This window comes from Aequorivita echinoideorum (assembly GCF_018476645.1).
Taxonomy (GTDB): domain Bacteria; phylum Bacteroidota; class Bacteroidia; order Flavobacteriales; family Flavobacteriaceae; genus Aequorivita; species Aequorivita echinoideorum.
This window is the reverse complement of record NZ_JAHCTB010000002.1, coordinates 415,730-442,520: the sequence shown is the minus strand read 5'-3', so window position 1 is coordinate 442,520 and position 26,791 is coordinate 415,730. Positions and strand designations below refer to the sequence as shown.

Below are 26,791 nucleotides of genomic sequence, written 5' to 3'. Positions count from 1 at the left end.
TTGTTATGAATTATAAATTTTTTTTTCTGATTTTCTGCGGAATTTTTCTCTTCAGTGTTCCCGCCGAGGCGCAATGTGCCATGTGCCGGGCAGTTTTGGAAAACGAAGATGGCGGTCACGCAGCAAAGGGAATAAACAACGGAATTATGTACCTCATGATTTTCCCATATCTTTTAATTGGCGCTGTGGGGTACGCCATTTATAGGAATAGAAAAAAGGCAAGGACAGAGAAAGCTTCATAAAATTCAATTCAACATTTCCGGATATTTGTTGTAACAATTTCTTTTCAGTCCAGTCATATAAAAAAGGTTTTTAAAAAGTTTTATCTAAATAGAAAATTTTGAAAACCTTAAAGGCACAAATATTCACAGTATTCAACTGAATTTCAATTTTTCAAAATGATAGAAATCAAAAATCTCCATAAATCCTATCACATGGGAAAAAATTCGCTCCATGTTTTGAAAGGAATCAATTTCACGGTTTCCGAAGGAGAGATGGTTTCAATCATGGGCTCTTCCGGTTCCGGAAAATCCACGCTACTGAATATTTTGGGAATCCTTGATGAAGCTGATGAGGGCGCTTACAATCTGGATGGGACGTTGATCAAGAATTTAAATGAACGCGTTGCCGCCCGCTACCGAAACAAATTTTTGGGCTTCATTTTTCAGTCCTTCAACCTTATCAATTATAAATCTGCACTGGATAATGTTTCCATGCCGTTGTATTATCAAGGCGTAAAACGAAATATTCGAAATGAAAAAGCAATGCACTACTTGGAAAAAGTAGGGCTTGCAGACTGGGCTTCACATCTTCCCAATGAACTTTCCGGGGGGCAAAAGCAGCGCGTTGCCATTGCTCGCGCGCTAGCAAGCGATCCCAAAGTACTTCTAGCCGATGAGCCCACAGGAGCTTTGGACACCAAAACTTCCTATGAAGTTATGGAACTCATTCAGGGCATTAACGATGAAGGGAAAACCATTTTGATAGTAACACACGAAGATGATATAGCGCATATGACCAAACGCATTGTTAACCTTAAGGATGGATTGATAATAGACGATTCTACCGTAAAACAGGTACGTGCAAAATCTGCGGCAAATGTTTAATATTGAACGCTGGCAAGAAATTTTTGAGACCATAAGGAAGAATAAGCTGCGTACCTTTCTCACCGGTCTTTCCGTAGCTTCCGGTATTTTTATTTTGGTAATTCTCCTCGCTATAGGCCAGGGCATGCAAAACGGAATTGCTAAAGAATTTGAAAACGATGCTACCAATCGAATAAGCGTATGGACCGGGATAACTTCGGTAGGGTACAAAGGTTTGAACCCTGGCCGAAATATTGAAATGGATAACCGCGACTATGAAATGGCAGTTGCAAAAAACCAGGATAAACTAGAATTGAAATCTGGTGTATATAGCATGTGGGGCGTTTTAACCACGTACGGAAACGAAAATGGGAGTTATAGAATTGAGGGCGTGCGGGGCGATTATCAATTTCTGGAAAATGAGACCTTAACTGCCGGAAGGTATATAAATCAGGGCGATCTAAATAATTTCGAAAAAGTCGCGGTATTGGGAAATCGGGTAAATCTCGACCTTTTCAAAGGAAAAAACCCGATTGGCGAATACGTAGAACTGACCGGAATAAAATTTAAGGTAGTTGGAGTTTACACAGATCCTGGTGGGGAGCGGGAGGAAACCCGAATTTTTATTCCGCTTACCACTGCACAAAGGGTTTTTAATGCTGGGGACAAACTGCGTTCACTGGCATTTACTTTGGGGAAGGAAGATAATTTTGAAAAGGCTTTAGCCGCTTCAACGGCATTTTCAGAACAATTGGAAGCAGATTTAAAAGTCAAGCATACCATTTCACCCTTAGATGAAAGGGCCGTAAATGTGAACAATACACTGGAACACGCCAAAAGATTTTACGACCTCGATACGATGATCCGCATGTTTTTTTGGGGTGTGGGTATTTGTACCATAATTGCTGGAGTTGTGGGCGTAAGCAATATTATGCTCATCATTGTAAAGGAGAGAACCAAGGAAATAGGTGTGCGTAAAGCCATTGGCGCCCAGCCGTGGTCCATAATCGGGATGATTTTGCACGAGTCAATATTCGTTACTGCAATCGCAGGGTTTTTCGGCCTCATTTTTAGTTTATTTCTTTTGGAAATTGTTGGTCCTTACATTGAAATGGATTTTATAAGAAATCCTTCCGTGGATTTTTCGGTAGCCATAACAACAGTGATTATTTTGATTGTGGCAGGTGCAGCCGCAGGATTTTTCCCAGCATATCGGGCAGCGAATATAAAACCTATTGAAGCGCTTCGTGATGAGTAAACTTTTCAGTAGAGATAGTTGGTCAGAAATAATCGAAGCTCTAAGCAGCAATTGGTTTAGAACGGTAATGACGGCTTTTGGCGTTCTTTGGGGAATTTTCATTCTTGTAATATTACTTGCAGCTGGTAATGGTCTGGAGAATGGTATAAAGCAGGGTTTCAGCGGTATGGCTACCAACTCCATGTTTATGTGGTCCCAAACCGCCTCGCAGCCATACAAAGGATTGCCAAAAGGAAGACGATATAATTTTAAAACGGATGATGTTGCCGCTATTAAGCAAAATGTTCCTGGGCTTCGGTTTGTGTCTCCACGCAATCAATTGGGTGGTTTCCGTGGAAGCAATAACGTAGTGCGTGGGTTGCAAACCGGCGCCTTCAATGTTTATGGCGATTATCCTGAAATTATTGAGCAACAGCCCATGGATATAACCTCAGGCAGGTTTATCAATTATTCAGATATTAATGAAAAGCGAAAAGTTGCCATCATAGGGAGTGGCGTGGTGAGTACTCTTTATGATCCCGGGGAAGAGGTAATAGGCTCCTACATAAAAATAAACGGAGTGAATTTTATGGTCATTGGCACCTATAAAAAAACGGGTCAAAATGGGGATCCCGAGGAAATGCAAAAGGAAATTTATGTCCCTTTTACTTCCTTTTCTCAGGCTTTCAATATGGCAGATATTGTGGGTTGGATGGCCATTACCGCGAAGGACGGGTTTTCAATTACAGAGTTAAAACAGCAGGTGTTCGATGAAATTAAAACACGACACAGCATCCACCCAGATGATGATCGGGCCATTGGTAATTTCGATTTGTATCAAGAATTCAGTAAAATCAATGGACTATTCACGGCGTTGAATTTTGTTGCCTTTTTCGTAGGTATTTTGGTATTGCTTTCTGGCGTAATCGGTATCAGCAATATAATGCTCATCGTGGTTAAGGAAAGAACAAAGGAGATAGGAATCCGGCGTGCTTTGGGCGCAACACCCTGGGAAATTCGTTCCCAAATTTTGTTGGAATCCGTATTTCTTACCATTATCTCCGGCATGGCGGGAATTATTTTTGCCACCTTAATATTGGCTGCCGTAAATTATCAATTGAGCACGATGGATACCAGTGAGATGATGTTTATCAACCCATCCGTAAATATTGGTGTAGTGGTGATTGCCCTTCTAATTTTAATAGTATCAGGATTGTTGGCTGGATTAATTCCCGCACAGAACGCAATCAAAATTAAGCCTGTTGAAGCTTTACGAACCGAATAAAAATAACCGAAAACCGAATATTTCAATAAAATGAAAAGAACGAAAACCATTATCATACTTACTACAATTGTAGTGTTTTTTGCCGTTGCCATGTTTTGGCTGTATTCAAAAAATATGGAGAGCCCCGTTGTCTACACTACAGAGAAACCCACAATGGGAACAATTGTAAAAAAGACAGTAGCCACTGGTAGTATTGTACCAAAAGAAGAAGTTCTCATTAAACCAAATATTTCAGGAATTATTGATGAAATTTTTGTGGAAGCCGGCCAAACCATAAAAGCGGGCGATTTGATTGCCAAAGTGAAAGTAGTTCCCAATGTTTCTTCGTTGAACAATGCGCAAAACAATATCACAAGCGTACGCACGCAAGTGGAAACGGCACGTTTGGCATTTGCAAACCAGAAAAGTATTTATGAAAGACAAAAGGCGCTTTTTGAAAAAGGGGTTATTTCTGCCAATGAATTTGACAATGCACAACTTGCTTTTGACCAAGCGCAACAAACCCTGAAGCAACAGGAAGTGGGGTTACGTGCGGCCAACCAAAATTACGATATCGTAAAAACGGGTACCACCAGCGGCCTTGGGGCATCTGCCAATACTGAAATCCGTGCAACGGTTTCGGGGATGGTTTTGGACGTTCCTGTAAAAACGGGTAATCAAGTAATTGAGGCCAATAATTTTAATGACGGTACCACAATCGCTACAATGGCAGATGTTGATAGAATGATTTTTGAAGGAAAAGTGGATGAAAGTGAAGTAGGAAAAATTAAGGAAGGCCTGCCGCTGGAAATTACCGTGGGTGCAGTTCAAAACCAAACATTTGATGCCGTTTTGGATTATATAGCGCCAAAGGGATTGAGCGAAAATGGCGCAATTCAATTTGAAATAAAAGGTACATTGAAGAATTTGGATTCCACAACCTTCATACGTGCTGGATTGAGTGCGAACGCATCCATTATTTTAGCAAAGGCCGAAGATGTACTCACTATAAAAGAAGCACTTGTACAGTATGATGACAAAACACAAAAACCTTTTGTTGAGGTAATGGTGGGAGATCAGCAATTTGAAAGAAGGGATGTAGAACTTGGAGTAAGCGATGGGATAGACGTGGAAGTGAAAAACGGTATTTCCCAGGATGATAAGATAAAAGTTTGGAACCAAATAAAACCTGCGATGCCCACAGCAGGTGGTCAAGGCTAGATAATTTCAAATTTAGTGTAACAGATTTTAAGAATTCAAGACATATTCAGCAACAAACAACCTATGAAAAAGCTATCAATTTTATTCTTTTTCCTTACGATAGGATTTTCTGTAACAGCGCAGGACAAACTGTGGACTTTGGAAGAAGCAGTTACCAGAGCGCTTGAAGAAAACATATCAGTAAAACAAGCGCAATTGGATCTCGAACTCGCCGAAATAGATAAGCTTACGGCGTTCGGTAATTATCTGCCAGCTTTCAACATCTCAGGTGTAAATTCTTGGAATACGGGTCTTACGCAGAACGTTACTACTGGAGTGCTTCAAAACCAGACTACTCGAAATTTTTCAGCAAACGCAACTTTGGGAATCACAATTTTTAATGGTTTGAATAATCTACGCCAAGCACAAAGGGCTAAACTTTCAAGGCTTGCCGCACAATATAATCTTGATCAGATTAAAGATAACACGGCTCTATTTGTAGCCAATGCCTATTTGGAAATTTTGTTCAACAAAGAAAATCTAAATGTCATTAAGGCCCAGCATCAAATTACGTTGGAACAGTTGGAGAGATCTAACCAATTGGTAGATGCAGGATCCATACCGCGTGGTGATTTGCTGGAGATTCAATCTACATCAGCAAATGAGGAACAGCGCATTGTGGTGGCCGAAAATACCATCCGTATTTCATTGATTAATTTGGCTCAAATTCTTCTTATAAAAGATTATGAAAATTTTGACATCGCTGAAACTTCCTATGATGCCCCCTTGAGCGATATCACAAATAATAGCCCCGAGCAAATAATTGCCAAGGCAAAGGAAGAACGCCAAGAAATTAAAATTGCGAATGCAAATATAGACCTCGCGGAAAAGGATGTGCAAATTTCACGTAGTAATTACTATCCCACATTATCAGGTTTTTTGAATTACAATACGCGTGAATCTGGTGCAGACAGAATTTTGCAGGGCGGCGTGGATCCAGACCAGCCCACACAAGTTATTGGGCAGGTTGAGGCCACCGGGCAGACGGTTGTCGCCCCCAATTTTGGCCTCGTTACCGCACCACCAACTCCATTTTTTGATCAACTTTATTTGAATGATGGAATTTCCTACGGACTTCAACTAAATATTCCGGTATTAAATGGGTTTTCAACACGAGCTAGTGTACAGCGCAACAAAATCAATGTTAAGCGAGCTGAATTCGAAAAAGAGCAAGCGGAATTGGAGTTGGAATCTAACGTTTATCAAGCCTATACGGATGTTGTGGGTGCTCGCAAAGCGTATGAGGCTGCAATGGTTGCCGTTGAAGCTCAGGAGCAGGCATATCAATATTCTACCGATCGTTTTGATGTGGGACTTTTGAATTCATTCGATTTCAGCCAAGCGAAATTTAGATTGGAAAACGCCCAGAGTGAAGCGCTTAGAGCAAAATATGATTATATTTTCAAAATAAAAGTATTGGAACTATATTTTGGTATACCTGCAACGGAATTAAAGTTTTAAGTATGAAGAAAAAAACACTTTATTGGATAATAGGAAGTGCGGTGGTACTGGTGATACTTCTCATTGTAGGGAAAAAAGCTGGCTGGTTTGGAAAGAGTGGCGATTTTAAAGACGTAGAAATTTCTGAAATTCAACCCATTGATATCATTGAAACCGTGGCGGCGACCGGAAAAATTCAACCAGAAATAGAGGTGGCCCTATCATCTGAAGTTTCTGGAGAAATTATTGAACTTGCCGTTGCCGAAGGACAAACCGTTGAAAAAGGCGATTTGTTAGTACGCATAAATCCAGATTTAATCCAAGCGGCAGTGAGTCAATCCCAAGCGGGTCTTCAAAATGTGAAAGCACAGTTATCGCAAGCGCAGGCAAGTGAAAAAAACGCAAAACTGAATTATGACAGAAACAAGGCACTTTTTGAAAAAGGCGTAATTTCAAAATCGGAATGGGATAATTCTGTCGCCGATTACGAAATGGCGCAGGCCAACGTCCAGGCTGCATACTACAATGTGCAAAGTGCTTCGGCAAACGTAAAACAATCTGTTGATAATCTCTCCCGGACCACAATTTACGCACCTATGTCTGGCACAATTTCAAAACTTTCCGTAGAAAAAGGGGAGCGGGTTGTGGGGACCGCACAAATGGCAGGGACGGAAATCATACGCGTTGCGAACCTCCAAAATATGGAAGTCGAAGTTGATGTGAATGAAAATGATATTGTGAAAGTTTCCTTGGGAGACAGCACCATCGTTGAGGTTGATGCTTATTTGAAACGTGAATTCAAAGGAGTTGTCACGGAAATTGCGAATAGTGCCGAAAGTGCATTGACCGCAGACCAAGTTACCAACTTCAAAGTAAAAGTGCGTATTCTGCCAGAATCCTATAAAGATTTAACCGAAGGTAAACCTGAAAGTTTTTCGCCCTTTCGCCCAGGAATGACGGCGACCGTGGATATCATAACCAATAAGCGAAAGGATGTTATTGGAGTTCCCATCAGTTCAATTGTAATTAAAACCGACACTACAGATTCTAAAAAAACCTATGGGGCGCAGACTTCTGCCACAACAGCTGAAAAGTTTGAGGCGGTCTACGTAAAAGATGGTGAAATGGCACAACTTAGGGTAGTAAAAACAGGAATTCAGGACGACTCAAACATTGAAATAATTTCTGGCTTAAAAGAGGGTGAAACCGTTATTACCGGTCCATACAATACTGTTACAAAATCTTTAAAACAGGGAGACAAGGTTCAAGCGACCAATACTCAAAATGATATAAAAGAGTAATGGCAACCATTCTTTCACTTGAAACTTCAACAACCAATTGCTCTGTTGCGTTAGCCATTGATGGGAAAAACGTTGCGTGGAAGGAAAACAACGATTTAAAATATTCTCACGCTGAAAAATTGCACGTTTTCATTGAAGAAGTTTTAAAAGATGCTTCTGTTGATTTTGGTAATTTAGATGCAATTGCTGTGGGAAAGGGCCCAGGTTCTTATACGGGACTTCGAATAGGAGTTTCTGCGGCAAAGGGTCTCTGTTTTTCATTAGATATTCCGTTACTTGCAATTTCCACATTAGAGATTTTGGCAATACAAGCTAAAGCAGAGAGTGGGATTGTAATACCTATGCTCGATGCCCGAAGAATGGAAGTGTACACTAGTGTATTTTCATCTGAAATGAAATTAATCCGTGAAACCAAAGCAGAAATTCTTTCAGAAACTTCTTATTTGGAATATTTGAATACCGGGAAAGTGATTTTTTTAGGGGACGGCGCCAAAAAATTTAAACAAATTTGCGCGCACAAAAACGCTGTTTTTTTGGAAAATAAATATCCTTCCGCAAAAGATATGGATTCTATTTCTGAAACAATGTATAAGAATAGTGACACCGTAGATGTCGCATATTTTGAACCTTACTATCTGAAAGACTTTGTATTGGGAAAATAATTTTATTGAAGACTATCGAAATAAGATACTACATTAATTAAATCTTTTTCCTCATCAAGATCTAAATCATTCCTTTTCATGTATTCTTTTATTTCTTTTTTCTTACCATCCATCACTTTTAGAATTTTTGATTCTTTACTTGGAAGTTCATAGAATCGACCATTTTCAACTAAATAATAAGTTGTGGATTTTGTAAATGAAGGCGGTAAGTTTCTATCATAAGAAGTTTTAGCAACCTTGGGTTCTATGTATTTAGCAGTTACTTTTTTATATAAACTGTATTTTTTCCCTTCTGAAAGAATATTAAAATAACCCCCATTATCATTGGAACCTTCAAAAGGAATGAAGACATAAATATCATTTAATATTTTGACATAGATGCTTGGATCTTTCATTAAACCCCCATAAATTTCAGAATCGTCTTTTTTTATTTCTATTTGATCAGCATAAGCATTATAACGCATAAGAATGTCATTTTTTATCAACTGTTCATCTTGATATATATTTCCCCTGAGAAAATTTTTATTTACATAGGCTTCATTCTTGATGCTTTCAAACTGAGCTTCCGTAAGGCCAAAAGCCAAAGCGCGTTGATTAATATCAATCATTCTTTCAAAAACACCACCTAATGAACGTTCTTGTGTAGCTAATGGATCTGTCTGTGAATATGATAAAAACGTAATAAAAAGAAATACGAGTTTAGCTAATTTATTTTTCATTTTAATATATTTTTTTATTTGAAATAAATATACCTAATTATTTTTAACAGGAGCAGAAATTTTCTCCAAATTAAAATGATGCACATCGCGCTGCGGAAACGGAATGGTAATTCCGGCAGCCTCAAGCCGCCCTTTTCCCTCTTCAAGCATCAACCAGCGAAGTGCCCAAAAATTGTCATTGGTTGCCCAATACCGCAAGGAAAGATTTACTGAACTATCTCCCAATTCTGCAACAACGATCATCGGAAATTTTCCTTCTTCCTGAATTACGGTTTCTTGCTCGTTAATTAAATTGAGCAATATTTCCTTGGCCAACTTTATATCATCATCATAACCTATGCCAAATATCAGATTCTCACGCCGAATGCCTTCTTCAGTGTAATTGATGATGTTGTCGTTGCTCAATTTTCCGTTCGGTAAAATTGCTAATTGATTTCCAAAGGTTGTAAGCTTGGTGTTGAAAATACTTATTTCTTTCACAGTTCCTTCAATTCCTTGCGCTTTTATGAAATGCCCCACTCGAAATGGTTTTATCAATAAAATTAAAACTCCTCCCGCAAAATTGGCTAAAGAGCCCTGTAACGCTAAGCCTATGGCCAGTCCAGCGGCACCAATTATTGCGACTAAGGAAGCAGATTCTACGCCCAATTGCGTAACTACCAATACGAAAAGTAAAATCTTCAACCCCCAGTTTATAAGGCTTGCAATAAAATTTTCAAGTGTGGGGTCGTATTCTTTTTTGTCAAAAAATCTGCGAATAAATTTATTTATGATCTTTATTATCCAAAGACCAATAAATAACATAAGCATCGCACCCAGTAAATTCGGCAAAAAATCTATGAGTTTATTTCCATATTCTTCAATGTAGATATCAATATCCTTAAATTTTTCCATTTAATTTTCTTTAATTATTTGTATTGCTTTTTCTATTTCTTCAACAGGCAGCTTGCAAGCGTTCCCTTTGCAAACGTAAATTAAGGTTTTATCTTTCTGAAATCTATTTTTGAAAAGTGGGCTGTCGTTTTGCCCAACACTACCAGCAATTACAGCATTTGGCAGAAAATGACGATTAAGTTCCTCGATTTTTTCCAAAGCATTTTTTCCGACGACTACAATTTCAAAAAAATCATTTCTAAAATTTTGAAGCAAATCCAGCCAATTTGAAAATCCGGAAGGGTAACGTTCTATTTCAGGAAGAACGTTTTTCAGCATTTGCTCCGCAATTTTTGCAAAGGTACTATCTTCAAAATACTTTGAAAGAATAAACAGGTTTTTCGCCATTATTGAATTTGAGGAAGGCACAACGTTATCGCGATATTCAAAATTTCTCGCGATGATGGCCGGTTCGGTGCTTGAAGTGAAATAAAAGAATTGTTTTTCCCTATCAAAAAAATGCGCCAGACAATAATCGGCAAGTTTTTTTGAAGTTTTCAGCCATTTTTCATCGATTGTAATTTGATATAATGAAATGAAAGCTTCCATGGTTGCTGCATAATCTTCCAAAAATCCAGTAATGGTCGATTTTCCGTTTTTGTAAGTATGCCAAAGTTTTCCATCTTCAGAAATTTGCTTTTCTGAAATGAAGGCTGCGTTTGTTAAAGCAATTTCTTTGTAATCTTCATTTCCAAAAACTTTATAGGCATCAACAAATCCTTTCATTATCAACGCATTCCAAGAGGTAAGTGATTTATCGTCCAGCCTCGGTTTTTCTCTTTTGTTTCTGAAATTCAAAAGAAGTTTCTTCCAAAATTCTTTCTTTTGCCGAAGAGTTTCTTCCGTAAGCTGAAATTTTTCGGCAATTTCCGAATCTTCCATTTTTCTTATTAAAACATATTTATCCGTTTCCCATTTCCCAAATTCATTAACGTTATAATATTCACTGAAAATTTCAAAATCTTCATTTAAAATCTGTTCCAGTTCATTTTTTTTAAAAGTATAATAGGCTCCTTCTTCAAGCTTTTGCTGCGCGTCAACGCTATCAGCATCAAGAGAGGAATAAAAACAACCTTCCTTATTCATCATTTCATTGGTAATGAATTGAAGCGTTTCTTCAACAATTTGTTGATACAGCATATTCTTACTGGCTGAAAAAGCGTGGCTATAAAGGCTTACTAGTTGGGCATTGTCGTACAGCATTTTTTCAAAATGGGGAACGTGCCATTTTTCGTCGACACTATATCTTGAAAATCCGCCACCCACTTGATCATAAATTCCCCCGAAGGCCATTTTCTGCAGCGTTAATTCCACGTAATTTGAAAGTTTTTTATCTTTTTCGTCCTTAGAAAATCGGAGAAGAAATTCTAAATTATTTGGCATCATAAATTTTGGGGAGCCCCTTTGTCCGCCAAATTTTTTATCCAATTGTTGTTTCCAGTTTTCTACAATTTCATATAAATGAAACTTTTCAATTAATTCATTTTCAGTATTTACGTTTATGAAATCCATTTTTTTGATTCCGTCCGCAAGACTTTCAGCATAATCATATAATCGTTGCGGATCACTTTTAAAAAGCGAATTAATTTGTTGCAAGGCACTTACCCAATCGTTTTTCTTGAAATACGTACCTCCCCAAATAGGTCTGCCATCCGGCAGTGTTACTACATTGAGCGGCCAGCCAGCACTCCCAGTCATTAATTGTACGGCATTTATATAGGTTTGGTCCACATCCGGTCGCTCTTCCCGGTCAACTTTAATTGAAATATAATCGGCATTCATAACCTTTGCTACTTCTGTGTTCTCAAAACTTTCATGTTCCATAACGTGGCACCAATGACAGGCTGCATAACCGATGCTTACGATAATAAGGGAGTTTTTTTCCTTTGCTTCGTACAATGAAGATTGATTCCAAGGTTTCCAGTTTACTGGATTGTGGGCGTGCTGCAGCAGGTAAGGACTGCTTTCATTTATTAGTTGATTTGTGAATTTGGGATTCTCCAAAATTTATTCTGAATATGGGATTTAAATTAGGATGCCGCTATAGTTGTTTATGAAATACCAATTTTCACAAACTGAATTGTTGCGAAAGCTGTGTTTCACACTTTCATGAATCCAAAATACAAATTGTGTAAGCGAAGAATATGAATTTTACGTTAAAAGAATTACGCATTTACCGCTTCAACGGAGTGGACTCTTCCATTTAGCATATCCTTCAACATCGTTTCAATACCGTTTTTCAAGGTAATGGTTGAAGATGGACAACCGCTGCACGCGCCTTGCAACAAAACACGGACTGTTTTGGTATCTTCATTAAATGAATCAAACTGAATATTACCACCATCACTCGCTACGGCTGGCTTTACATATTCGTCGAGTATGGCGATAATTTCTTGTTCTATGTCAGAAAAGTCAGATTCCCTAGTATGTGTAGTTTCAGTTGAACTTTCTGAAGAAATTTTTTCCTTTTTATTTAAAATAGCATCACTAAATATAGGTTGTCCGCTTTCAATAAATTTGCGGATGAACTCACGTATTTCCATTGAAATCTCTTGCCATTCTGCAACATTATATTTCATTACCGAAACATAGTTGGCACTAATAAAAACTTCTTTCACAAAAGGAAAATTGAAGAGCGATTTTGCTAGGGGCGAATGCGCAGCATCGTCAATATTTTTGAATTCAAAAGTATCGTTGGCCAGAGGCTTGTTTGCCACAAATTTCATCACGGAGGGATTCGGGGTGCTTTCCGCATATACCGAAACGGGTACTTTTTTTTGGGTTTCCTTTTCCGTAATTACTGGTTTTCCCGAGGCCAAATATTCACCTATGGATTCCGCAACTTCGTTTTGCACAGCATCCCATTCAACAATATTATATTTTTCAATAGCTATAAAATTTTGCGATATATAAACCGTTTTTACAAAAGGTAAATAAAAAAGCTGTTGTGCAATAGGGCTCGGTTTTGCCTCGTCAATATTCTTGAATTCATAACTATTGGCGCGTGTTAGAAAAGAATTTGTACAGAATTTTACAATATTTTTATTACTTGTAGGTTCTATATCTATGTTAAATCGAGACATTTGTTATATTTTTTTTACAAATATAATTATAATGATGACCTTAAGCCTTAAACATAATCCGAAATAACCTTTCCGATTTAAAAGAATTAATGTGCTAATAGCTTTTAGATAAAGCAACTTCCCACCTATTAAACTGCATTTCCGGGTGAGTAAAGTCTACTTTTCCATCAAATTTTCATTGTTACCTTGAAAATTTCCATTTTCCTAAATGCTGCTAAGTCCGTATGTTTACAGTTCAAAATAACATATGAACGGATTGCGCATTTACTTTTGTATCATTTTTTCTTTATTCCTAATGCAGGCTTTTTCCCAAACAAAAAGATTGCTTAACAATGATGTGTTTTTACTGAAAGGAGAGGTTGTTGATGATGAAACTAGTTTGCCTATTCCCAAAGTAAATGTGGAAATTTTGGGAGGCCAATACACAACGACGGATAGCGGCGGAAGATTCTCAATTAATGCCAAAATTGGTGATGAATTGGTTTTCAAAAGTGATAAATTCATAACCGTTTACCACACAGTATTAGATAATGATTTTGTGACAGTCCGTGTTTTAAGAGCGAAGAATGAAGATCTTTTAGATTTATCAGAACAAAGTCAAAATCAAGCTCAGAACATTTTCAATGTTTATTTGGATTCTGCACGATTTTATTTAAAAAGCGATGCTGAAAAAAGTATAGCATTTGTCACAAAATCATTAGAGCCTAAAAAAGATTTTTCCCCTTCAAATACTCAGAAAAGTCAGGCTTTTGAAACTTTGGGCGATATTAATATAGAGTGGGGCCAAACAGATTTGGCTATTGATAATTACAAGCAAAGTCTGGGTAACCGCAATAGCATTAAGGTAAATATCAAATTGGCCAGTGCCTATTCAAAAAATAAGAATTACCAGGAGAGCATTTCTTTATATGAAAAATTATTACGAAATAAACTTTCGTCTTACCAAAAAGTACAAGTATTTGAAGGTCTAGGTGATACCTACGCGCTAATCAATGAAGACGCAAAAAGTATTTTCAATTACCAAAAAGCACTAGATTTTGCAAAGGAAAATAAATTCGCTCCAAAAATTACCGATTTAAATTCGAAAATTGGAAAGGCCTATGCCAAAAGTGGCGCAGCTACCGTAGCTGAAGGTTATTTTGAAAATTCCCTCAAACTGGCCAAAAGGGAAAATAAAGGAAGGGCAGTTTCAGAAAAAAATAAAGTTGCGGATTTTTATAACCAAAACCGGGAATTTGATAAAGAAATTGAGCTTCGTGAGGAAACGTTGATTGAAATGGAATCTCTTGGAAACACGGCCAAACCGGAGGATGAAGCTTTAACGCCTCAACGGCAGAACTATAAAATTGCCAATGCATTTGTGGCGCAGGAAAAATATCAGGATGCCATTCCGTATCTGCAAAAGAGTATTGCCGAAGCTGATGCAAAGGAAGATTTGGTCGTGAAAAAGGATGCCACAAGAAAACTTTCGGAAATTTACCGGGACATAGGTGAATTCGACAAAGCTACCGAAAGCTACCAACGTTATGTGGAAGTAGTGGATGAACTTTATATTAAAAAGGAACAGGAAATAAGCCAGGCCGCACGTTTCAGCAAGGAAATTGCATTGAAACAAATGCGCATTGCCAGTTTGGAAAATGAGCGAAAATTGAACGAGAGCCGTTATAAATTGGCTTTTCAAAACCAAGAACTCATTGAAACCAATAACAAAACACAAAAGTGGATTATTGGCTCGCTCATCGCCGTAGCGTTGTTGCTGCTTTTTGCGGCTTTTACCCAATTCAAAAACGTGAGGCAGCAGAAATATGCGAACAATTTATTGGCACTTAAATCGCTTCGGTCACAGATGAATCCACATTTTATCTTTAATGCGCTCAATTCCGTGAATAGTTTTATTGCGGGAAATGATGAGCGCGCGGCAAATAGATATTTAAGCGAATTTTCGCTGCTTATGCGCTCTGTCTTGGAAAATAGTGAAGAAGATTTTATTCCATTGGAGAAGGAAATTGAATTGCTGCAGCTCTATGTAAAATTGGAGCATTTCAGGTTTAAGGATAAATTTGAATATTCAATTGAAATTGATGAAAAAATAAATCAGCAAAAATTTGTAATTCCGCCGATGCTGCTTCAGCCCTATGTTGAAAATGCCGTGTGGCACGGCCTTCGTTATAAAGAGGAAAAGGGATTTCTGAAAATAGTTTTCAAAGAAATGGATTCTGAAACCATAAAAATTACCATTACGGATGATGGAATTGGCCGTGAAAAATCTAAAGAACTGAAAACCGAAAATCAGAAAAAGCAGAAATCCAAGGGGATGGGAAATATTCAAAAGCGAATCGCAATTTTGAATGATATGTACAAGGACAAAATTGATGTCCATATTGCCGATGGTCCCAATGGTACCGGCACCCAAGTTTCGTTAATTTTAAAAAAAGATTGAATTACTTGTCAAAATAAAATAATATGAAATTAAATGCCATAATTGTTGAAGATGAAGAAACTAGCAGGGAAATTCTGCGTAATTATTTGACGAAATATTGCCCGAAAGTTGTGGTAAAAGGTGAAGCGGCAAATGTGGATGAAGCTTTGGTTTTAATACGAAATAATGATTTGGACTTGGTATTTCTCGATGTTGAAATGCCCTACGGAAATGCATTTGATTTGCTGGACAAAGTAGGCGACCGCCAATTTGAGACTGTTTTCGTCACGGCATACAATCAATATGCTATGGATGCACTGAATGCGCACGCTTCTTATTATTTGTTGAAACCTATTTCCATTGATAAATTGATTGATGCCGTGGATTATGTAATGGAAATTAAGGAAAAGGAAAATAAGCTTCAGCAATCCGTTTTAAAACCAGTGAATGCCCAAGTTTCAGGGAAAATTACCATTCCGCTTCAAAATGGCTTTGAAGTCCTGCAAATGGAGGATATTTTGTACTGTCAAGCCGATGACAATTACACGCAGATTTTCTTGAAAAAAGGGAAAAGATTGGTAAGCAAGACGCTAAAGTTTTTTGAGGATTCCTTATCTGAAAATGGATTTGTCCGGGTACATAAATCCTTTTTGGTGAATGTCAACGAAATTGTGGAATATAAAAAGGGGAAGGGCGGAAGCTTGGTTCTCTCCAGCGGAAAGGAAATTATGGTAAGTCCTTCACGTAAAAAGGATTTGTTGGCATATTTCGGTTGAAAATTTTAAACTAAATTATCCTATGATTATAAAACCTGTAAATGGAAAGCATCCCCAAATTCCTGACGATTGTTTCATTGCTGAAAATGCAACCATCGTTGGCGACGTAAATATGGGCAATGAATGCAGCATTTGGTTCAATGCAGTAGTTCGGGGCGATGTAAATTTCATAAAAATGGGAAACCGCGTAAATGTGCAGGATGGTGCCGTTATCCACTGCACCTACCAGACCTCCGGCACAACTATTGGCAATAACGTTTCCATCGGCCACAATGCCATTGTTCACGGGTGTACGGTGCACGATAATGTTTTAATTGGTATGGGAAGCATTGTTATGGACGACTGCATCATTGAAAGCAACACCATAATTGCTGCGGGCGCTGTGGTTTCCAAAAATACCATTGTTGAGAGCGGAAGTATTTATGCAGGAATTCCAGCTAAAAAAATAAAGGATATAAGTCCAGAATTGACTAAAGGTGAAGTGGAACGAATTGCAAATAATTATGTAATGTATTCCAGTTGGTTCAAGGGATAGTTCTTAAAAATCTTTTTTTTCTACTGAAATTTTTTTGGAATACTCTTTCAATAGAAATTGAAGCGTATCGGTTTCCGCATTGGTGTAAAACTGAAGCGTGGGAGTTTTTTCTTCGGTATTCAATAAATTATTCTTTAGAAGAATAGAAAGCGTCTGTTTGGCAACAGCCTCGCCAGAGTCAATAATCTTCACGTTTTCTGGCAAGATTTTTTTCAATTGTGGAATAATGTACGGATAATGGCTACAGCCCAAAACCACATAATCTACTTTTGCGGCAATCATTGCCTCTGTGTGTTTTTTAAGAAGAAGTATCATTTCATCACTTTCCAATTTACCGGCTTCAATCAAAGGGACTAAGCCTTCGCCAATAATTTCAATGACACTAATATCCCTTGTAAATTCTTTTGATTTGCTGAAAAGTGCGCTACTCAAGGTTCCTTTTGTTGCCAAAATGCCAATGCTTTTTGAAACCGTTTGAAGTGCAGCAGGTTTTATGGCAGGTTCTATTCCTATAAATGGTATGTCAAATTTTTCACGTAATACCGAAATTGCATTGGTGGTTGCGGTATTGCAGGCAACCACAATCATTTTGCAATCCAGGGCAAGCAAAGCTTCGGTGTTTTTGATACTGAGACCGATTATTTCCTCTGCGGATTTATTTCCGTAGGGCGCATTTTTACTGTCTGCCAGATAGATTGTATTTTCAAATGGAAGTAATTTATGAATCTCTTTCCATATAGAAGAACCGCCCACGCCAGAGTCAAAAACGCCAATAGGTTTAGAATTGCCCAAAAGTTTGATGTATTTTTTTCGATATCAAAAATAAAAAATGCCCACTGAGTGAGTGGGCATTTTTACTAAATTTTATTGAAAATTACATTCCCAATTCTTTTTTTACATCAGCCATAAGATCTTTACCATCGGCAAGAATTACACCACTACCGGTAGTAGAATCCAAAACGTACTGGAAACCTTGTGCACGCGCAACTTTTTGAATTGCGGTACGCGCCTTATCAAGGATTGGTTTGAAGATATCTTCTCTCTTCTTGTCAAGATCCTGCAAGGCTTGTTGTCTGTACTGTCCAATGTTATTTTGCATAGTCTGAACTTCTTCAACTCTTTTTTGATTTTCCTCTTGAGTTTTAGTTTCAGCTTCTCTATCGTATTGCTGAATTTTTGTATCAAGCTCTTTCGCCATTGCCTTGATTTCAGTATCATAGGTTTTCTGTACTTTTTCGAGTTGGCCTTGTGCAGCTTTATAATCTGGCATCGACTCAACAAGCGTTGCAGTATCTATGTGTGCAACTTTAGACTGGGCATTTACAAAACTGGTAGCGCCAACAAAAAGTACGATTGCTACAAATAACGATTTCATTTTTTTCATTGTAAGTGTATTTAATTTAAGTGTTATTTTATTTAAAGTTTAGATTATAAATTGTAAAATTAATTGCCGTTACGTTTATCCTCACGCGCTTGAATAATGGAATCCCTCCTGCGTTCACGCTCTTCAAGCAATCTTTGGCGGCGGGCTTCAAACTCGGCTTTTTTCGCATCCCGAATGGAATCTCTTTGACGTTGGCGCTCAAGCATCATTTGCTCGCGCTCGTTCTTTTTTTCCTCTATTGCCTCAGCGCGCTCTTCTTTTTCTTCGGCACGTTCCTTTTCCTCTGCAGTGATGGGGCCGTCAAGCGGGTCTGGGCTTTCTTCAATTTGCTGCTGTTCCCGTTTGGTTTCGGCTTGTACTCTTCTGCCTGCGCGCTCAATGCTTCGTAAAACCACATCGCTTATATCATTTCTTTTAGCTGCGAAAAGCATAACCACATCTGCCGATTTGTCAAAAATGAAATCATATTTCTTATTTTCCGCAACTTCTTGGATAATATTGAATACTTGATCCTGAATAGGTTGTACCAATTGCCTTCTTTGAATCATTAAATCCCCATTCGGTCCAAATCGGTCTTGCTGGTATTGAAGAATTTCATCTTCCTTGATTTTTATTTCTTCCTCACGCTCCTCGATCAACTCAACAGTAAGCAAGACGCGTTCGTTGGCGAGGTTCAGTTTCATTTGGTCAACTTCTTTTTGTTTCTTTTCAATGTCCTGTTTCCACCGCTGGACTTTTCCTTCAAGTTGTGTGGAAGCTTCTCTATATTCTGGAACATTTTCAAGAATATATTCCATATCTATATAGCCTATGCGGACGCCACGCTGTGCCGTTGCCATCAAGCTGAAGCACATTACCGCCAATGTAAAAAGAAGTATTTTTTTTGTCTTCATATTTTGTGGTTGTTGTTTAAGAAAATATCGTGCCAATTTTAAAATTGTTGTCCAATGATGAAATGTGTTTCCCATCCATTTTTCTCGGTTCCGCCCAAAATGGGATCAAAACCGTAACCAAAATCAATACCCAATAATCCAAAAGCCGGCATAAATATACGCAATCCTGCGCCAGCTGAACGCTTAAGTTCGAAAGGATTATAATCCCGGAAGCCATCATAAGATGCTCCGCCCTCGGCAAAAGCAAGCACATAAATGGATGCCAGTTGGGCCAAGGTAACAGGGTATCTTAACTCTAACGAAAATTTATTGTAAATCGTATTTCCATCGATGCCAGATAATGACTGATTTGGATAACCTCTTAACTGTATAACCTCGCGGCCATCAAGACTGAAAGCACCCAGACCGTCACCACCTACAAAGAATCGTTCAAATGGCGGGATGCCGCGATCTTTATTGTATGCGCCCAAAAATCCAAATTCTGTATTGGTTCTTAAAACAAGTTTTTCAATAACTCGGGTATACCAGGTAGCCTTAAATTTTATTTTATAATATTCCAGCCAGTTAAAACGCTGCTGATCTATTTCTGAAATTCTGGCTCGTGCATCAACCAATTGGGCACTGTTCGAATTTGGATCTGCAATGATGGCTTGCTGTACAGCCCTATCTTCACTTAGCGCACCATAATCTACATTGTTGAATGCTGAAAATGGCGGTGTCAATTTTGCAGTCAAGCTGAAATCCGAACCGGATGTAGGGTAAATTGGGTTTGTAGCTGTGTTGTTTCTGCTTATCCCGATCGTGTACGCAAGGTTGTTTGAATATCCATCTCCAAAAGTGAAGAGTCCTGTATTATAATTACGGAGGTTGTAATGCTGAAAACTTATAGCATTAGACCATACAAAGAAATCATCTGGCCACTTAATCTTCTTTGCCAACCCCACAGATCCACCGGTAATGGTAAAACTTCTATCCCTATCCGTATCATTTGTTCGGGGGTCAAATAAATACTGAATCGTATGTGAAAAAGAGGTTGATAATTGAACAGGTTTTTTACCGCCCAACCAAGGTTCTGTTAGGGATAAACTATAGGTTTGATAAAATCTACTGGCCTGTGCCCGCAATGAGAGTTTTTGCCCATCACCCATAGGTAATGGCCGATACGATTCTAAATTGAAAATATTCCGAAGCGAAAAGTTGTTGAATGATAATCCCAAGGTTCCAACAAATCCGCCACCGCCATAACCTCCTTGAAGCTCTATCTGGCTGGAACCTTTTTCAACCAATGAGTATTCCAAATCTACCAATCCATTTGCTTCATCTACTTTCTTGAAATTCGGACTCATTTGCTCGGGATCAAAATATCCCAACTGGCCAAGTTCGCGGATAGTCCTTACCACATCACGTTTACTGTATTTCTGTCCAGGTCTAGTGCGTAATTCCCGGTAGATTACGTGATCATTGGTGCGGTCGTTACCGACCACAGTTACGTGGTCAAAATAGAAAAGATTTCTTTCAATGATTCGAATTTCAAAATCGATGGTATCATTACGCACCGCAACTTCCACGGGATTTATACGTGCTGCCAAATATCCATTATTTTGGTAGAGATTGGTAATATCTTCCGCATCGGGTGATGATTCATCTGCAATTCTTTCTTGCAACAGTGTACCGTTATAAACTTCACCTTTTTTAATTCCAAGTACTTGGCGTAGTTGCCCATCGGTAAAGACGCTATTTCCTAGAAAAGTAATATCACCAAAATAATATTTATCGCCTTCTTCTACTTTTATGTTTAAGGCTACGTTTTTATCATCAATAATCTTGAGTGAATCGCTAACAAAACGTGCATCTCGATACCCGTTCGATTTGTATTTTTTCAGAATGGATTCCTTATCTTCTGCATAACCATCTGCTGTGTATTTTGAACGCTTGAAAACGCGAAGAAAATTTTTCTGCTTAGTTTCTTTCATAGCGCGGCGCAATTTTGCATCTGAAAATTGCTCGTTACCTTCAAAATCTATCGACTTCACCTTAACCCTATTACCTTTATCTACCACAATTTTCATATCGCGTGAAACTTCAACACCGGTAGAATCAACATATGGAGTGGTGCTAATAACAACATTTGTGTTAAAGTACCCATCCTTTTTAAATTTATTGGTGATATAATTTTTAGTCGTATTTAGAAGGTTTTTGGTGATTTTAACCCCTGGCTTTAAATCGTTGTCTTTTAAAATTTCTTTTTTCTTTCCCTTTTTAACGCCCTCAATAGTAAGCTCGTGAAGTTTTGGAAGCTCAACGATGTAGAGTTCAAGATCTACTTGATCTCCCGAAAGATTGGTAACGTAAAAAGCAATATCACTGAAAAGATTTTGTTCCCACAATTTTTTGGTCACCTGGCTCAGTTTTTCGCCCGGAATGTAGATCCTGTCACCTGTTTTCAGTCCTGTAAAAGCAATGACGGTCTGCTCATTAAAACTTTGTGCGCCAGTAACTTTTATTTCGTTAATTGTATATTTTCGACCACTGTCAAGTTCTTTCTGCTGTGCTTGAAGCGAAAACAGTGAAAGTATTGTAACTATTAATAGACAATAAATTTTTCGGGATGCGGGCAATAGGAAACTATTCATTAAGTTGTTCACTTGTTTTTCCAAATCTTCTTTCTCTGTTTTGATAATTTAATATAGCTTCAAAAAGATGATCCTTTGTGTAATCTGGCCAAAGAGTTTCAGTGAAATACAATTCAGCGTATGCTATCTGCCAAAGTAAAAAATTGCTGATGCGTTGCTCGCCACTGGTACGAATCAACAGATCAACGTCTGGCAAATTTTGCGTGTAAAGGTGATTATTAATTACTTTTTCATCAATATCAAGCGGCGAAATTAGGTTATTTTTAACTTTAAGACTAATCTCTTTAATTGTTTTTGTTATTTCTTCCCGCGAACCATAGCTAAGCGCAAGGGTGAGGGTCATTCTACTATTTTGTTTAGTTTTTTCAATAACATCCATTAGCTCACTATGCGCCTTTTTGGGCAGCGCATCTAGATTGCCGATGGCATTTAATTTTATATTATTTTCAGTAAGGGTTTTTATTTCCTTTTTGAGGGAAGAGACGAGCAATTTCATCAAAAGTTCCACTTCAAGTTTTGGACGGTTCCAATTTTCAGTTGAAAATGCATACAGTGTTAAATAAGGTACGCCTATTTCAGCGCAGCCTTCAACAATTTCGCGAACGGCCTTTGATCCATTTTCGTGACCCATGGATCTAAATAGCCCTTTTTGTTTGGCCCAACGTCCATTGCCATCCATAATAATGGCGAGATGCTGCGGTAATTTATTTTTGTCTATTTGCTCTTTCAGACCCATTATCTAAAAATTACAATAACATGGCTTTCTTCCAAAAGCAAAGGTTACTGTTATTCCAGTGAAAACATACCAGTCATCACTATTTACGTTTCCAAATTTTAAAGCTTGATTATCCTCTAAATCCTTTACAGGGTTGCTACCATCAAGATTATCGGTAAACGTGTAGCGTACGCCAACTTCAAAACCTACCATTGCAAATGTTCCCAAAGTAGCCTTATAGCCTACAACCATGGGTATAGCCATGGTGCCTGCCTTATCGTATTCAACTATTTCGTTGTCATTTTGTTTAAAAAGCGCATTATAGCCAAAATAAGTAAGACCTGTATAAAGATAGGGTGCTGAAATTTGCTTGGCGGCGTGCACGTCATATTCCCAAAAGGTATATTCTAGTCCCACGGAAAGTTCACTTATTGTATTTTCAAAGGAATAGCCGCGCTGCTCTCTTCGGCTATTGCCGCTATCGGCATCATCGCCATCAATTTTTGCGACAAGAAACGAAGCGCGAAAGGAATGGCGCGGGCTTCGGTTCCACTTGGCAATACCGCCTATGGCAAGGTTGTTAGGGTTAATGTAATTTGTCTTGCCAATGTCCCCAATGTAATTGGAACCACCAATCATAGCACCTATCTCGTAGGTCTGTGAGTTTGCCCAAAAGCTTGTAAACACTATAAAAATTGCGGCCGCGTAATACTTCATATACCCTAAAAGTTTGCAAATATAACAATTAACTTGGCTTAACTATATTCTAGGCCAATTTGTCTCAGTTGATTAACAAATTTTAAAAGATTTTATTGTCTAGTTGCGCTTGTCTTCGCCCCATAAAAGTTTTTTACGAAGAGTTTTTATGAAGCTATCATCGTTTAGCTGAAGCAATTTAATAGTAAAATCGGCTTTTTTGATGATGAGGGTGGTTTCATTTTCCAAAGTTGCGATGCGGGAATCCATGGAAGCCAAAAAACTAGTCTCGCGCCCCGATACCTTTAAATTTATGGTGCTGTTATCTGGTATAACTAATGGACGCGCGTTAAGGTTGTGCGGGGCAATTGGGGTAATAACAAAACTATTGGCACTGGGCTCAATAATAGGGCCGCCGCAACTAAGCGAATAGCCCGTGGAACCAGTGGGTGTAGAAACTATTAGCCCGTCTGACCAGTATGATGTAAGGTAGCTGTCGTTCACAAAAGTTTCCACCTTAATCATGGAAGTGGTATTTTTTCGGTTTACGGCAATTTCGTTCAGTGCGAAATTGAGTGAACCCAATTCATTGTTATTTGGAGCGGTGTTCAACGTAAGCAAACTTCTTTCTGAAATGGTATATTTTTTATTCAAAATAAGATTGATGCTTTCTGAAATTTCTTCTTTTTGAATCGTCGCCAAAAAACCAAGCCTCCCAGTATTGATTCCAACTATCGGAATATTTAAATCCCTCACAAAAGTCACCGCCTTTAAAATAGTGCCATCACCGCCAATGCTGAAAAAAAGATCAAAACTCGCATCCAATTTTGTGAAAGTTGCCAGCTTTGAAAAGTTTTTGGTAATGTCTTGATTGCGGTTTATTATTTCCAGGAAATTTTCTTCAATAAAAACTTCAACGTCCTTTTTCTGAAGCGCATCAATCAACGTCTGAATATAGGTTTCAGAATTTTCGTGATAAAACTGTCCGTAAATACCTATTTTCATTTATCTGAATTAAATCTGTTTGTGGTTTGCTTCACTAAATATTTAGGTATTTATCCAGATAATTGGATCTTTCCTTTAAGTCTTCCAGAAACTTATCTTCTTCGTGCTGGCTTACAATCACATAATTATATCTTCTGAAAGTCTGTACAATGGTATTGATGCCGGAGTGCCCAACTTTTATGGTTACTTGGACGGTATCATTCACAATTTTTGAAATGAAAGCGCCAAAAATGCGCGTACCGTTAGATTCTACAATTTGGCAAATTTCGCTGAAGGAATAATCCTGCACCCCTTTTTCCACCACAATAATTCCACCGGTTTCGTTGAGAAATGGGGTATTGTTGAAAAGGCTCATAATGTCGCCAAGCTCGTAATAGCCCAAGTATTTATTCTCTGTTCCCAAAACTGGCATAATATTGCTTCCATAAAGCGCGAACGCTTCAAGAATATCAAGCCAATTGGTGTCTTCCAAAACATGGAAAGGCTCAATGGCATATTGATAATCACTCAATAATTTGTTGCTTTCAAAACAGTAAGCATCTGTTTCAGAAATGCTTCCTATATAATGACCATCTTTTTTTACGGGAATATGCGAGTAAGTAAGCTGATTGAAAACCGCCTGAACATCCTTCAATTTTGAAGAAACGTCAAAAGCTTCCACATCATTAATAATATAATTTTGGATTTCCATTGCAATATTTTTAGTGCAAATTACTTAAAATAAAGATTTATAAAGCCTGCAAAGGTTTGTATTTTTGTTAAATATTGGCTGAAACAAAGGCGGGAAGATAGTAGTCCGAAGTGAAATTTTAATAAAGAATATTTTAAAATCATTTCAAAAATTATTTAAGAAACCAACCTGAAATTTTGAATCAGAAATCTGAAATATTTAAAAGAAAATGACAAAACTAAGTGTAAACATCAATAAAATTGCGACGCTTCGGAATGCGCGTGGCGGCAATATGCCCAATCTTTTAAAGGTTGCTGAAGATGTACAAAAATTCGGCGCACAGGGCATTACAATCCACCCAAGGCCGGACGAGCGACACATTCGCTATAAGGACGCTTACGATCTTAAACCAATCGTAAAAACGGAATACAATATCGAGGGAAACCCAATTGATTCTTTTATGAAAATGGTTCTTGAAATTAAACCGGAACAGGTTACGCTGGTTCCAGATGCGGTGGATGCCATAACGTCAAACGCCGGTTGGGACACGCTCAAAAACAAGGATTTTTTAATTGAAATTATTTCTGAATTAAAACGAAACGAAATCCGAACGTCCATTTTTGTGGACCCGGTAAAAAAAATGATTGAGGGCGCAGCAAAAACGGGAACTGACAGAATAGAATTATATACTGAAGAATTTGCAAAACAATACGCGCTCAGCAATAAAGAAGCCATAAAACCCTATACAGATTGTGCGATTTTAGCGAATGAATTGAATTTGGGCATCAACGCGGGACACGATCTTTCCCTGGAAAACATCAAGTTTTTCAAGGAAAACATCCCGAATCTTTTAGAAGTGAGCATTGGGCACGCGCTTATTTGCGAGGCGCTTTATGATGGGTTGGAGGTTGTGATTTCTGGGTATTTAGAGAAGTTGGGGTAATTATGGGGAAATATAAATTAAATACGATTCAAAAAATACTATTCACAATAATTCCATTTTTAGCTGTAATATTTTTTTTAATATTTTTTGTTTTTCGAATAAATTCATCATACGATGAATACTTAAATATATTTTGGATTTTATTTATTTTAAGTTGGTTACAAACTATTGTTTTGATAATTCGGATATCAAAATTTAAAATTGAAAAAAGTAAAAAAACAGTATATATAATACTAATTATTAATGTTTTTTATCAAATTTTCTATATATGGATTGTCGATAATAAAATTATAAATAATTCGAGGGAAAATATTGACTTTATTTAAAGAACAAATTTTAAAATGGCACTAAACTCACAAATTTTAGGCGAAGGAAAACCCTTTGTAATCCTGCACGGTTTTTTGGGCATGAGTGATAACTGGAAAACATTGGGAAATCGATTTTCAGAAGAAAATGATTTTCAGGTGCATCTTTTGGATCAAAGAAACCACGGCCGCAGTTTCCATAGCGATGAATTTTCATACGAAGTAATGGCAGAAGATTTGAGGATATATTGCGAGGAGCACAACCTTCAAAATATTATCCTGCTCGGTCATTCCATGGGTGGAAAAACGGCAATGCAATTTGCGGTTTCATATCCACAGATGGTTTCAAAATTAATTATTGCAGATATTGGTCCCAAAGCATATCCGCCCCACCATCAAGATATTTTGAAGGCGCTATCCATGCTGGATTTCAATAAAATTGAATCCCGTGGCGATGCGGAAGATATTCTTTCAGAATACATTAAAAACGAAGGAACCAAACTCTTTGTCCTCAAAAATTTATACCGAAAAAATAAAAACGAATTCGCACTGCGATTGAATTTGCCAGTGCTTTCTTCAAAAATAGGAGCTGTAGGGGAAGCGCTTCCTGAAAATTCGGTTTTTAGTGGCGATACCCTTTTTCTTGGCGGCGAAAAGAGCGGTTATATAGAGCCCATGGACGAGATTTTAATAAAGAAACATTTCCCGAAAGCGCAAATTGAAACCATACCAAATGCGGGTCATTGGCTCCACGCAGAAAATCCAGATGATTTTTATGCGGCCTGTATCAAATTTCTATAATTCTTCAAAGTAGTAAGCATAGAAATACTTGC

Annotated in this window: 25 protein-coding genes; 13 read left to right on the top strand and 12 right to left on the bottom strand. The window is 37.9% G+C overall.

The window, feature by feature from the left end; genetic code table 11:
* Window positions 1–5 precede the first annotated feature (5 nt).
* The 8 genes from KIV10_RS05895 to tsaB all read left to right on the top strand — a co-directional run bounded on the left by KIV10_RS05895 (window position 6) and on the right by tsaB (window position 8,249).
* A complete protein-coding gene (locus tag KIV10_RS05895) occupies window positions 6–242 on the top strand; it encodes a hypothetical protein (protein WP_214112558.1) in 237 nt (78 codons plus the stop codon).
* 156 nt (window positions 243–398) lie between these two features.
* Window positions 399–1,106 carry an ABC transporter ATP-binding protein gene (locus KIV10_RS05890; RefSeq protein ID WP_214112557.1) on the top strand — a complete coding sequence of 236 codons (708 nt, stop codon included), beginning with the start codon at window positions 399–401 and terminating at the stop codon, window positions 1,104–1,106.
* Entirely contained in the window at window positions 1,099–2,343 is a 1,245-nt protein-coding gene (locus KIV10_RS05885) for an ABC transporter permease (RefSeq protein WP_214112556.1), read from the top strand. The genes KIV10_RS05890 and KIV10_RS05885 overlap by 8 nt, the downstream gene beginning before the upstream one ends.
* Window positions 2,336–3,607: an ABC transporter permease gene (locus KIV10_RS05880; protein ID WP_214112555.1), complete on the top strand. Its 1,272-nt coding sequence runs from the start codon at window positions 2,336–2,338 to the stop codon at window positions 3,605–3,607. The genes KIV10_RS05885 and KIV10_RS05880 overlap by 8 nt, the downstream gene beginning before the upstream one ends.
* 30 nt (window positions 3,608–3,637) lie before the next feature.
* Window positions 3,638–4,807, top strand: coding sequence for an efflux RND transporter periplasmic adaptor subunit (locus KIV10_RS05875; protein ID WP_214112554.1), 1,170 nt, complete (start codon window positions 3,638–3,640; stop codon window positions 4,805–4,807).
* Between the two features lie 63 nt (window positions 4,808–4,870).
* The gene (locus KIV10_RS05870; protein WP_214112553.1) at window positions 4,871–6,307 is read left to right on the top strand and encodes a TolC family protein; all 1,437 of its coding nucleotides are present in this window, start codon (window positions 4,871–4,873) and stop codon (window positions 6,305–6,307) included.
* 2 nt (window positions 6,308–6,309) lie between these two features.
* A complete protein-coding gene (locus tag KIV10_RS05865) occupies window positions 6,310–7,587 on the top strand; it encodes an efflux RND transporter periplasmic adaptor subunit (protein ID WP_214112552.1) in 1,278 nt (425 codons plus the stop codon).
* Window positions 7,587–8,249: a tRNA (adenosine(37)-N6)-threonylcarbamoyltransferase complex dimerization subunit type 1 TsaB gene (gene tsaB / locus KIV10_RS05860; protein WP_214112551.1), complete on the top strand. Its 663-nt coding sequence runs from the start codon at window positions 7,587–7,589 to the stop codon at window positions 8,247–8,249. Before KIV10_RS05865 ends, tsaB begins: the two co-directional genes overlap by 1 nt.
* 2 nt (window positions 8,250–8,251) lie before the next feature.
* On the opposite strand, the gene KIV10_RS05855 is transcribed toward tsaB, so the two are convergent.
* The 4 genes from KIV10_RS05855 to KIV10_RS05840 all read right to left on the bottom strand — a co-directional run bounded on the left by KIV10_RS05855 (window position 8,252) and on the right by KIV10_RS05840 (window position 12,984).
* The gene (locus KIV10_RS05855; protein ID WP_214112550.1) at window positions 8,252–8,968 is read right to left on the bottom strand and encodes a hypothetical protein; all 717 of its coding nucleotides are present in this window, start codon (window positions 8,966–8,968) and stop codon (window positions 8,252–8,254) included.
* 33 nt (window positions 8,969–9,001) lie between these two features.
* Entirely contained in the window at window positions 9,002–9,862 is an 861-nt protein-coding gene (locus KIV10_RS05850; protein WP_214112549.1) for a mechanosensitive ion channel family protein, read from the bottom strand.
* Window positions 9,863–11,905 carry a thioredoxin domain-containing protein gene (locus KIV10_RS05845; protein WP_214112548.1) on the bottom strand — a complete coding sequence of 681 codons (2,043 nt, stop codon included), beginning with the start codon at window positions 11,903–11,905 and terminating at the stop codon, window positions 9,863–9,865. It lies immediately after the preceding gene.
* A 161-nt stretch (window positions 11,906–12,066) separates the two neighbouring features.
* Window positions 12,067–12,984, bottom strand: a complete 918-nt coding sequence (locus KIV10_RS05840; RefSeq protein WP_214112547.1) for a NifU family protein — start codon at window positions 12,982–12,984, stop codon at window positions 12,067–12,069.
* Between the two features lie 295 nt (window positions 12,985–13,279).
* On the opposite strand from KIV10_RS05840, the gene KIV10_RS05835 reads away from it, so the two are divergent.
* The 3 genes from KIV10_RS05835 to KIV10_RS05825 are packed head-to-tail and all read left to right on the top strand — an operon-like array spanning window position 13,280 to window position 16,714.
* Window positions 13,280–15,424, top strand: a complete 2,145-nt coding sequence (locus tag KIV10_RS05835; protein WP_246516202.1) for a tetratricopeptide repeat-containing sensor histidine kinase — start codon at window positions 13,280–13,282, stop codon at window positions 15,422–15,424.
* A 23-nt stretch (window positions 15,425–15,447) separates the two neighbouring features.
* Complete coding sequence (locus KIV10_RS05830) at window positions 15,448–16,179, top strand: LytR/AlgR family response regulator transcription factor (RefSeq protein WP_214112545.1); 732 nt, start codon at window positions 15,448–15,450, stop codon at window positions 16,177–16,179.
* A gap of 22 nt (window positions 16,180–16,201) precedes the next feature.
* Window positions 16,202–16,714 carry a gamma carbonic anhydrase family protein gene (locus tag KIV10_RS05825; protein ID WP_214112544.1) on the top strand — a complete coding sequence of 171 codons (513 nt, stop codon included), beginning with the start codon at window positions 16,202–16,204 and terminating at the stop codon, window positions 16,712–16,714.
* A gap of 3 nt (window positions 16,715–16,717) precedes the next feature.
* Here KIV10_RS05825 and murI read toward each other — a convergent pair whose 3' ends face one another.
* The 8 genes from murI to KIV10_RS05785 all read right to left on the bottom strand — a co-directional run bounded on the left by murI (window position 16,718) and on the right by KIV10_RS05785 (window position 24,731).
* Window positions 16,718–17,506, bottom strand: a complete 789-nt coding sequence (gene murI / locus KIV10_RS05820) for a glutamate racemase (RefSeq protein ID WP_214112543.1) — start codon at window positions 17,504–17,506, stop codon at window positions 16,718–16,720.
* 82 nt (window positions 17,507–17,588) lie between these two features.
* Entirely contained in the window at window positions 17,589–18,098 is a 510-nt protein-coding gene (locus KIV10_RS05815; RefSeq protein ID WP_214112542.1) for an OmpH family outer membrane protein, read from the bottom strand.
* 59 nt (window positions 18,099–18,157) lie between these two features.
* Window positions 18,158–18,991, bottom strand: a complete 834-nt coding sequence (locus tag KIV10_RS05810; RefSeq protein ID WP_214112541.1) for an OmpH family outer membrane protein — start codon at window positions 18,989–18,991, stop codon at window positions 18,158–18,160.
* Between the two features lie 38 nt (window positions 18,992–19,029).
* Window positions 19,030–21,624 (bottom strand): BamA/OMP85 family outer membrane protein, encoded by a 2,595-nt coding sequence (locus KIV10_RS05805; protein WP_214112540.1) that lies wholly within the window; start codon window positions 21,622–21,624, stop codon window positions 19,030–19,032.
* A complete protein-coding gene (locus KIV10_RS05800; RefSeq protein WP_214112539.1) occupies window positions 21,617–22,360 on the bottom strand; it encodes an isoprenyl transferase in 744 nt (247 codons plus the stop codon). The genes KIV10_RS05805 and KIV10_RS05800 overlap by 8 nt, the downstream gene beginning before the upstream one ends.
* 3 nt (window positions 22,361–22,363) lie before the next feature.
* On the bottom strand, window positions 22,364–23,056 hold the full coding sequence (gene porG / locus KIV10_RS05795; protein ID WP_214112538.1) for a type IX secretion system protein PorG: 693 nt from the start codon (window positions 23,054–23,056) through the stop codon (window positions 22,364–22,366).
* Window positions 23,057–23,155: 99 nt separating this feature from the next.
* A complete protein-coding gene (locus KIV10_RS05790; RefSeq protein ID WP_214112537.1) occupies window positions 23,156–24,040 on the bottom strand; it encodes an NAD kinase in 885 nt (294 codons plus the stop codon).
* Window positions 24,041–24,074: 34 nt separating this feature from the next.
* On the bottom strand, window positions 24,075–24,731 hold the full coding sequence (locus tag KIV10_RS05785) for a CBS domain-containing protein (RefSeq protein WP_214112536.1): 657 nt from the start codon (window positions 24,729–24,731) through the stop codon (window positions 24,075–24,077).
* A 208-nt stretch (window positions 24,732–24,939) separates the two neighbouring features.
* Between KIV10_RS05785 and KIV10_RS05780 the strand changes: the two genes are divergently transcribed.
* A complete protein-coding gene (locus KIV10_RS05780; RefSeq protein ID WP_214112535.1) occupies window positions 24,940–25,653 on the top strand; it encodes a pyridoxine 5'-phosphate synthase in 714 nt (237 codons plus the stop codon).
* Window positions 25,654–25,994: 341 nt separating this feature from the next.
* Window positions 25,995–26,759: an alpha/beta fold hydrolase gene (locus tag KIV10_RS05775; RefSeq protein ID WP_214112534.1), complete on the top strand. Its 765-nt coding sequence runs from the start codon at window positions 25,995–25,997 to the stop codon at window positions 26,757–26,759.
* The last annotated feature ends 32 nt before the right edge of the window (window positions 26,760–26,791 follow it).

Coding starts and splice junctions, on each gene's coding strand:
- KIV10_RS05895 (WP_214112558.1), top strand. CDS start 6: ATGAATTATAAATTTTTTTTTCTGATTTTCTGCGGAATTTTTCTCTTC.
- KIV10_RS05890 (WP_214112557.1), top strand. CDS start 399: ATGATAGAAATCAAAAATCTCCATAAATCCTATCACATGGGAAAAAAT.
- KIV10_RS05885 (WP_214112556.1), top strand. CDS start 1,099: ATGTTTAATATTGAACGCTGGCAAGAAATTTTTGAGACCATAAGGAAG.
- KIV10_RS05880 (WP_214112555.1), top strand. CDS start 2,336: ATGAGTAAACTTTTCAGTAGAGATAGTTGGTCAGAAATAATCGAAGCT.
- KIV10_RS05875 (WP_214112554.1), top strand. CDS start 3,638: ATGAAAAGAACGAAAACCATTATCATACTTACTACAATTGTAGTGTTT.
- KIV10_RS05870 (WP_214112553.1), top strand. CDS start 4,871: ATGAAAAAGCTATCAATTTTATTCTTTTTCCTTACGATAGGATTTTCT.
- KIV10_RS05865 (WP_214112552.1), top strand. CDS start 6,310: ATGAAGAAAAAAACACTTTATTGGATAATAGGAAGTGCGGTGGTACTG.
- tsaB (WP_214112551.1), top strand. CDS start 7,587: ATGGCAACCATTCTTTCACTTGAAACTTCAACAACCAATTGCTCTGTT.
- KIV10_RS05855 (WP_214112550.1), bottom strand. CDS start 8,968: ATGAAAAATAAATTAGCTAAACTCGTATTTCTTTTTATTACGTTTTTA.
- KIV10_RS05850 (WP_214112549.1), bottom strand. CDS start 9,862: ATGGAAAAATTTAAGGATATTGATATCTACATTGAAGAATATGGAAAT.
- KIV10_RS05840 (WP_214112547.1), bottom strand. CDS start 12,984: ATGTCTCGATTTAACATAGATATAGAACCTACAAGTAATAAAAATATT.
- KIV10_RS05835 (WP_246516202.1), top strand. CDS start 13,280: ATGCAGGCTTTTTCCCAAACAAAAAGATTGCTTAACAATGATGTGTTT.
- KIV10_RS05830 (WP_214112545.1), top strand. CDS start 15,448: ATGAAATTAAATGCCATAATTGTTGAAGATGAAGAAACTAGCAGGGAA.
- KIV10_RS05825 (WP_214112544.1), top strand. CDS start 16,202: ATGATTATAAAACCTGTAAATGGAAAGCATCCCCAAATTCCTGACGAT.
- KIV10_RS05815 (WP_214112542.1), bottom strand. CDS start 18,098: ATGAAAAAAATGAAATCGTTATTTGTAGCAATCGTACTTTTTGTTGGC.
- KIV10_RS05810 (WP_214112541.1), bottom strand. CDS start 18,991: ATGAAGACAAAAAAAATACTTCTTTTTACATTGGCGGTAATGTGCTTC.
- KIV10_RS05805 (WP_214112540.1), bottom strand. CDS start 21,624: ATGAATAGTTTCCTATTGCCCGCATCCCGAAAAATTTATTGTCTATTA.
- KIV10_RS05800 (WP_214112539.1), bottom strand. CDS start 22,360: ATGGGTCTGAAAGAGCAAATAGACAAAAATAAATTACCGCAGCATCTC.
- porG (WP_214112538.1), bottom strand. CDS start 23,056: ATGAAGTATTACGCGGCCGCAATTTTTATAGTGTTTACAAGCTTTTGG.
- KIV10_RS05790 (WP_214112537.1), bottom strand. CDS start 24,040: ATGAAAATAGGTATTTACGGACAGTTTTATCACGAAAATTCTGAAACC.
- KIV10_RS05785 (WP_214112536.1), bottom strand. CDS start 24,731: ATGGAAATCCAAAATTATATTATTAATGATGTGGAAGCTTTTGACGTT.
- KIV10_RS05780 (WP_214112535.1), top strand. CDS start 24,940: ATGACAAAACTAAGTGTAAACATCAATAAAATTGCGACGCTTCGGAAT.
- KIV10_RS05775 (WP_214112534.1), top strand. CDS start 25,995: ATGGCACTAAACTCACAAATTTTAGGCGAAGGAAAACCCTTTGTAATC.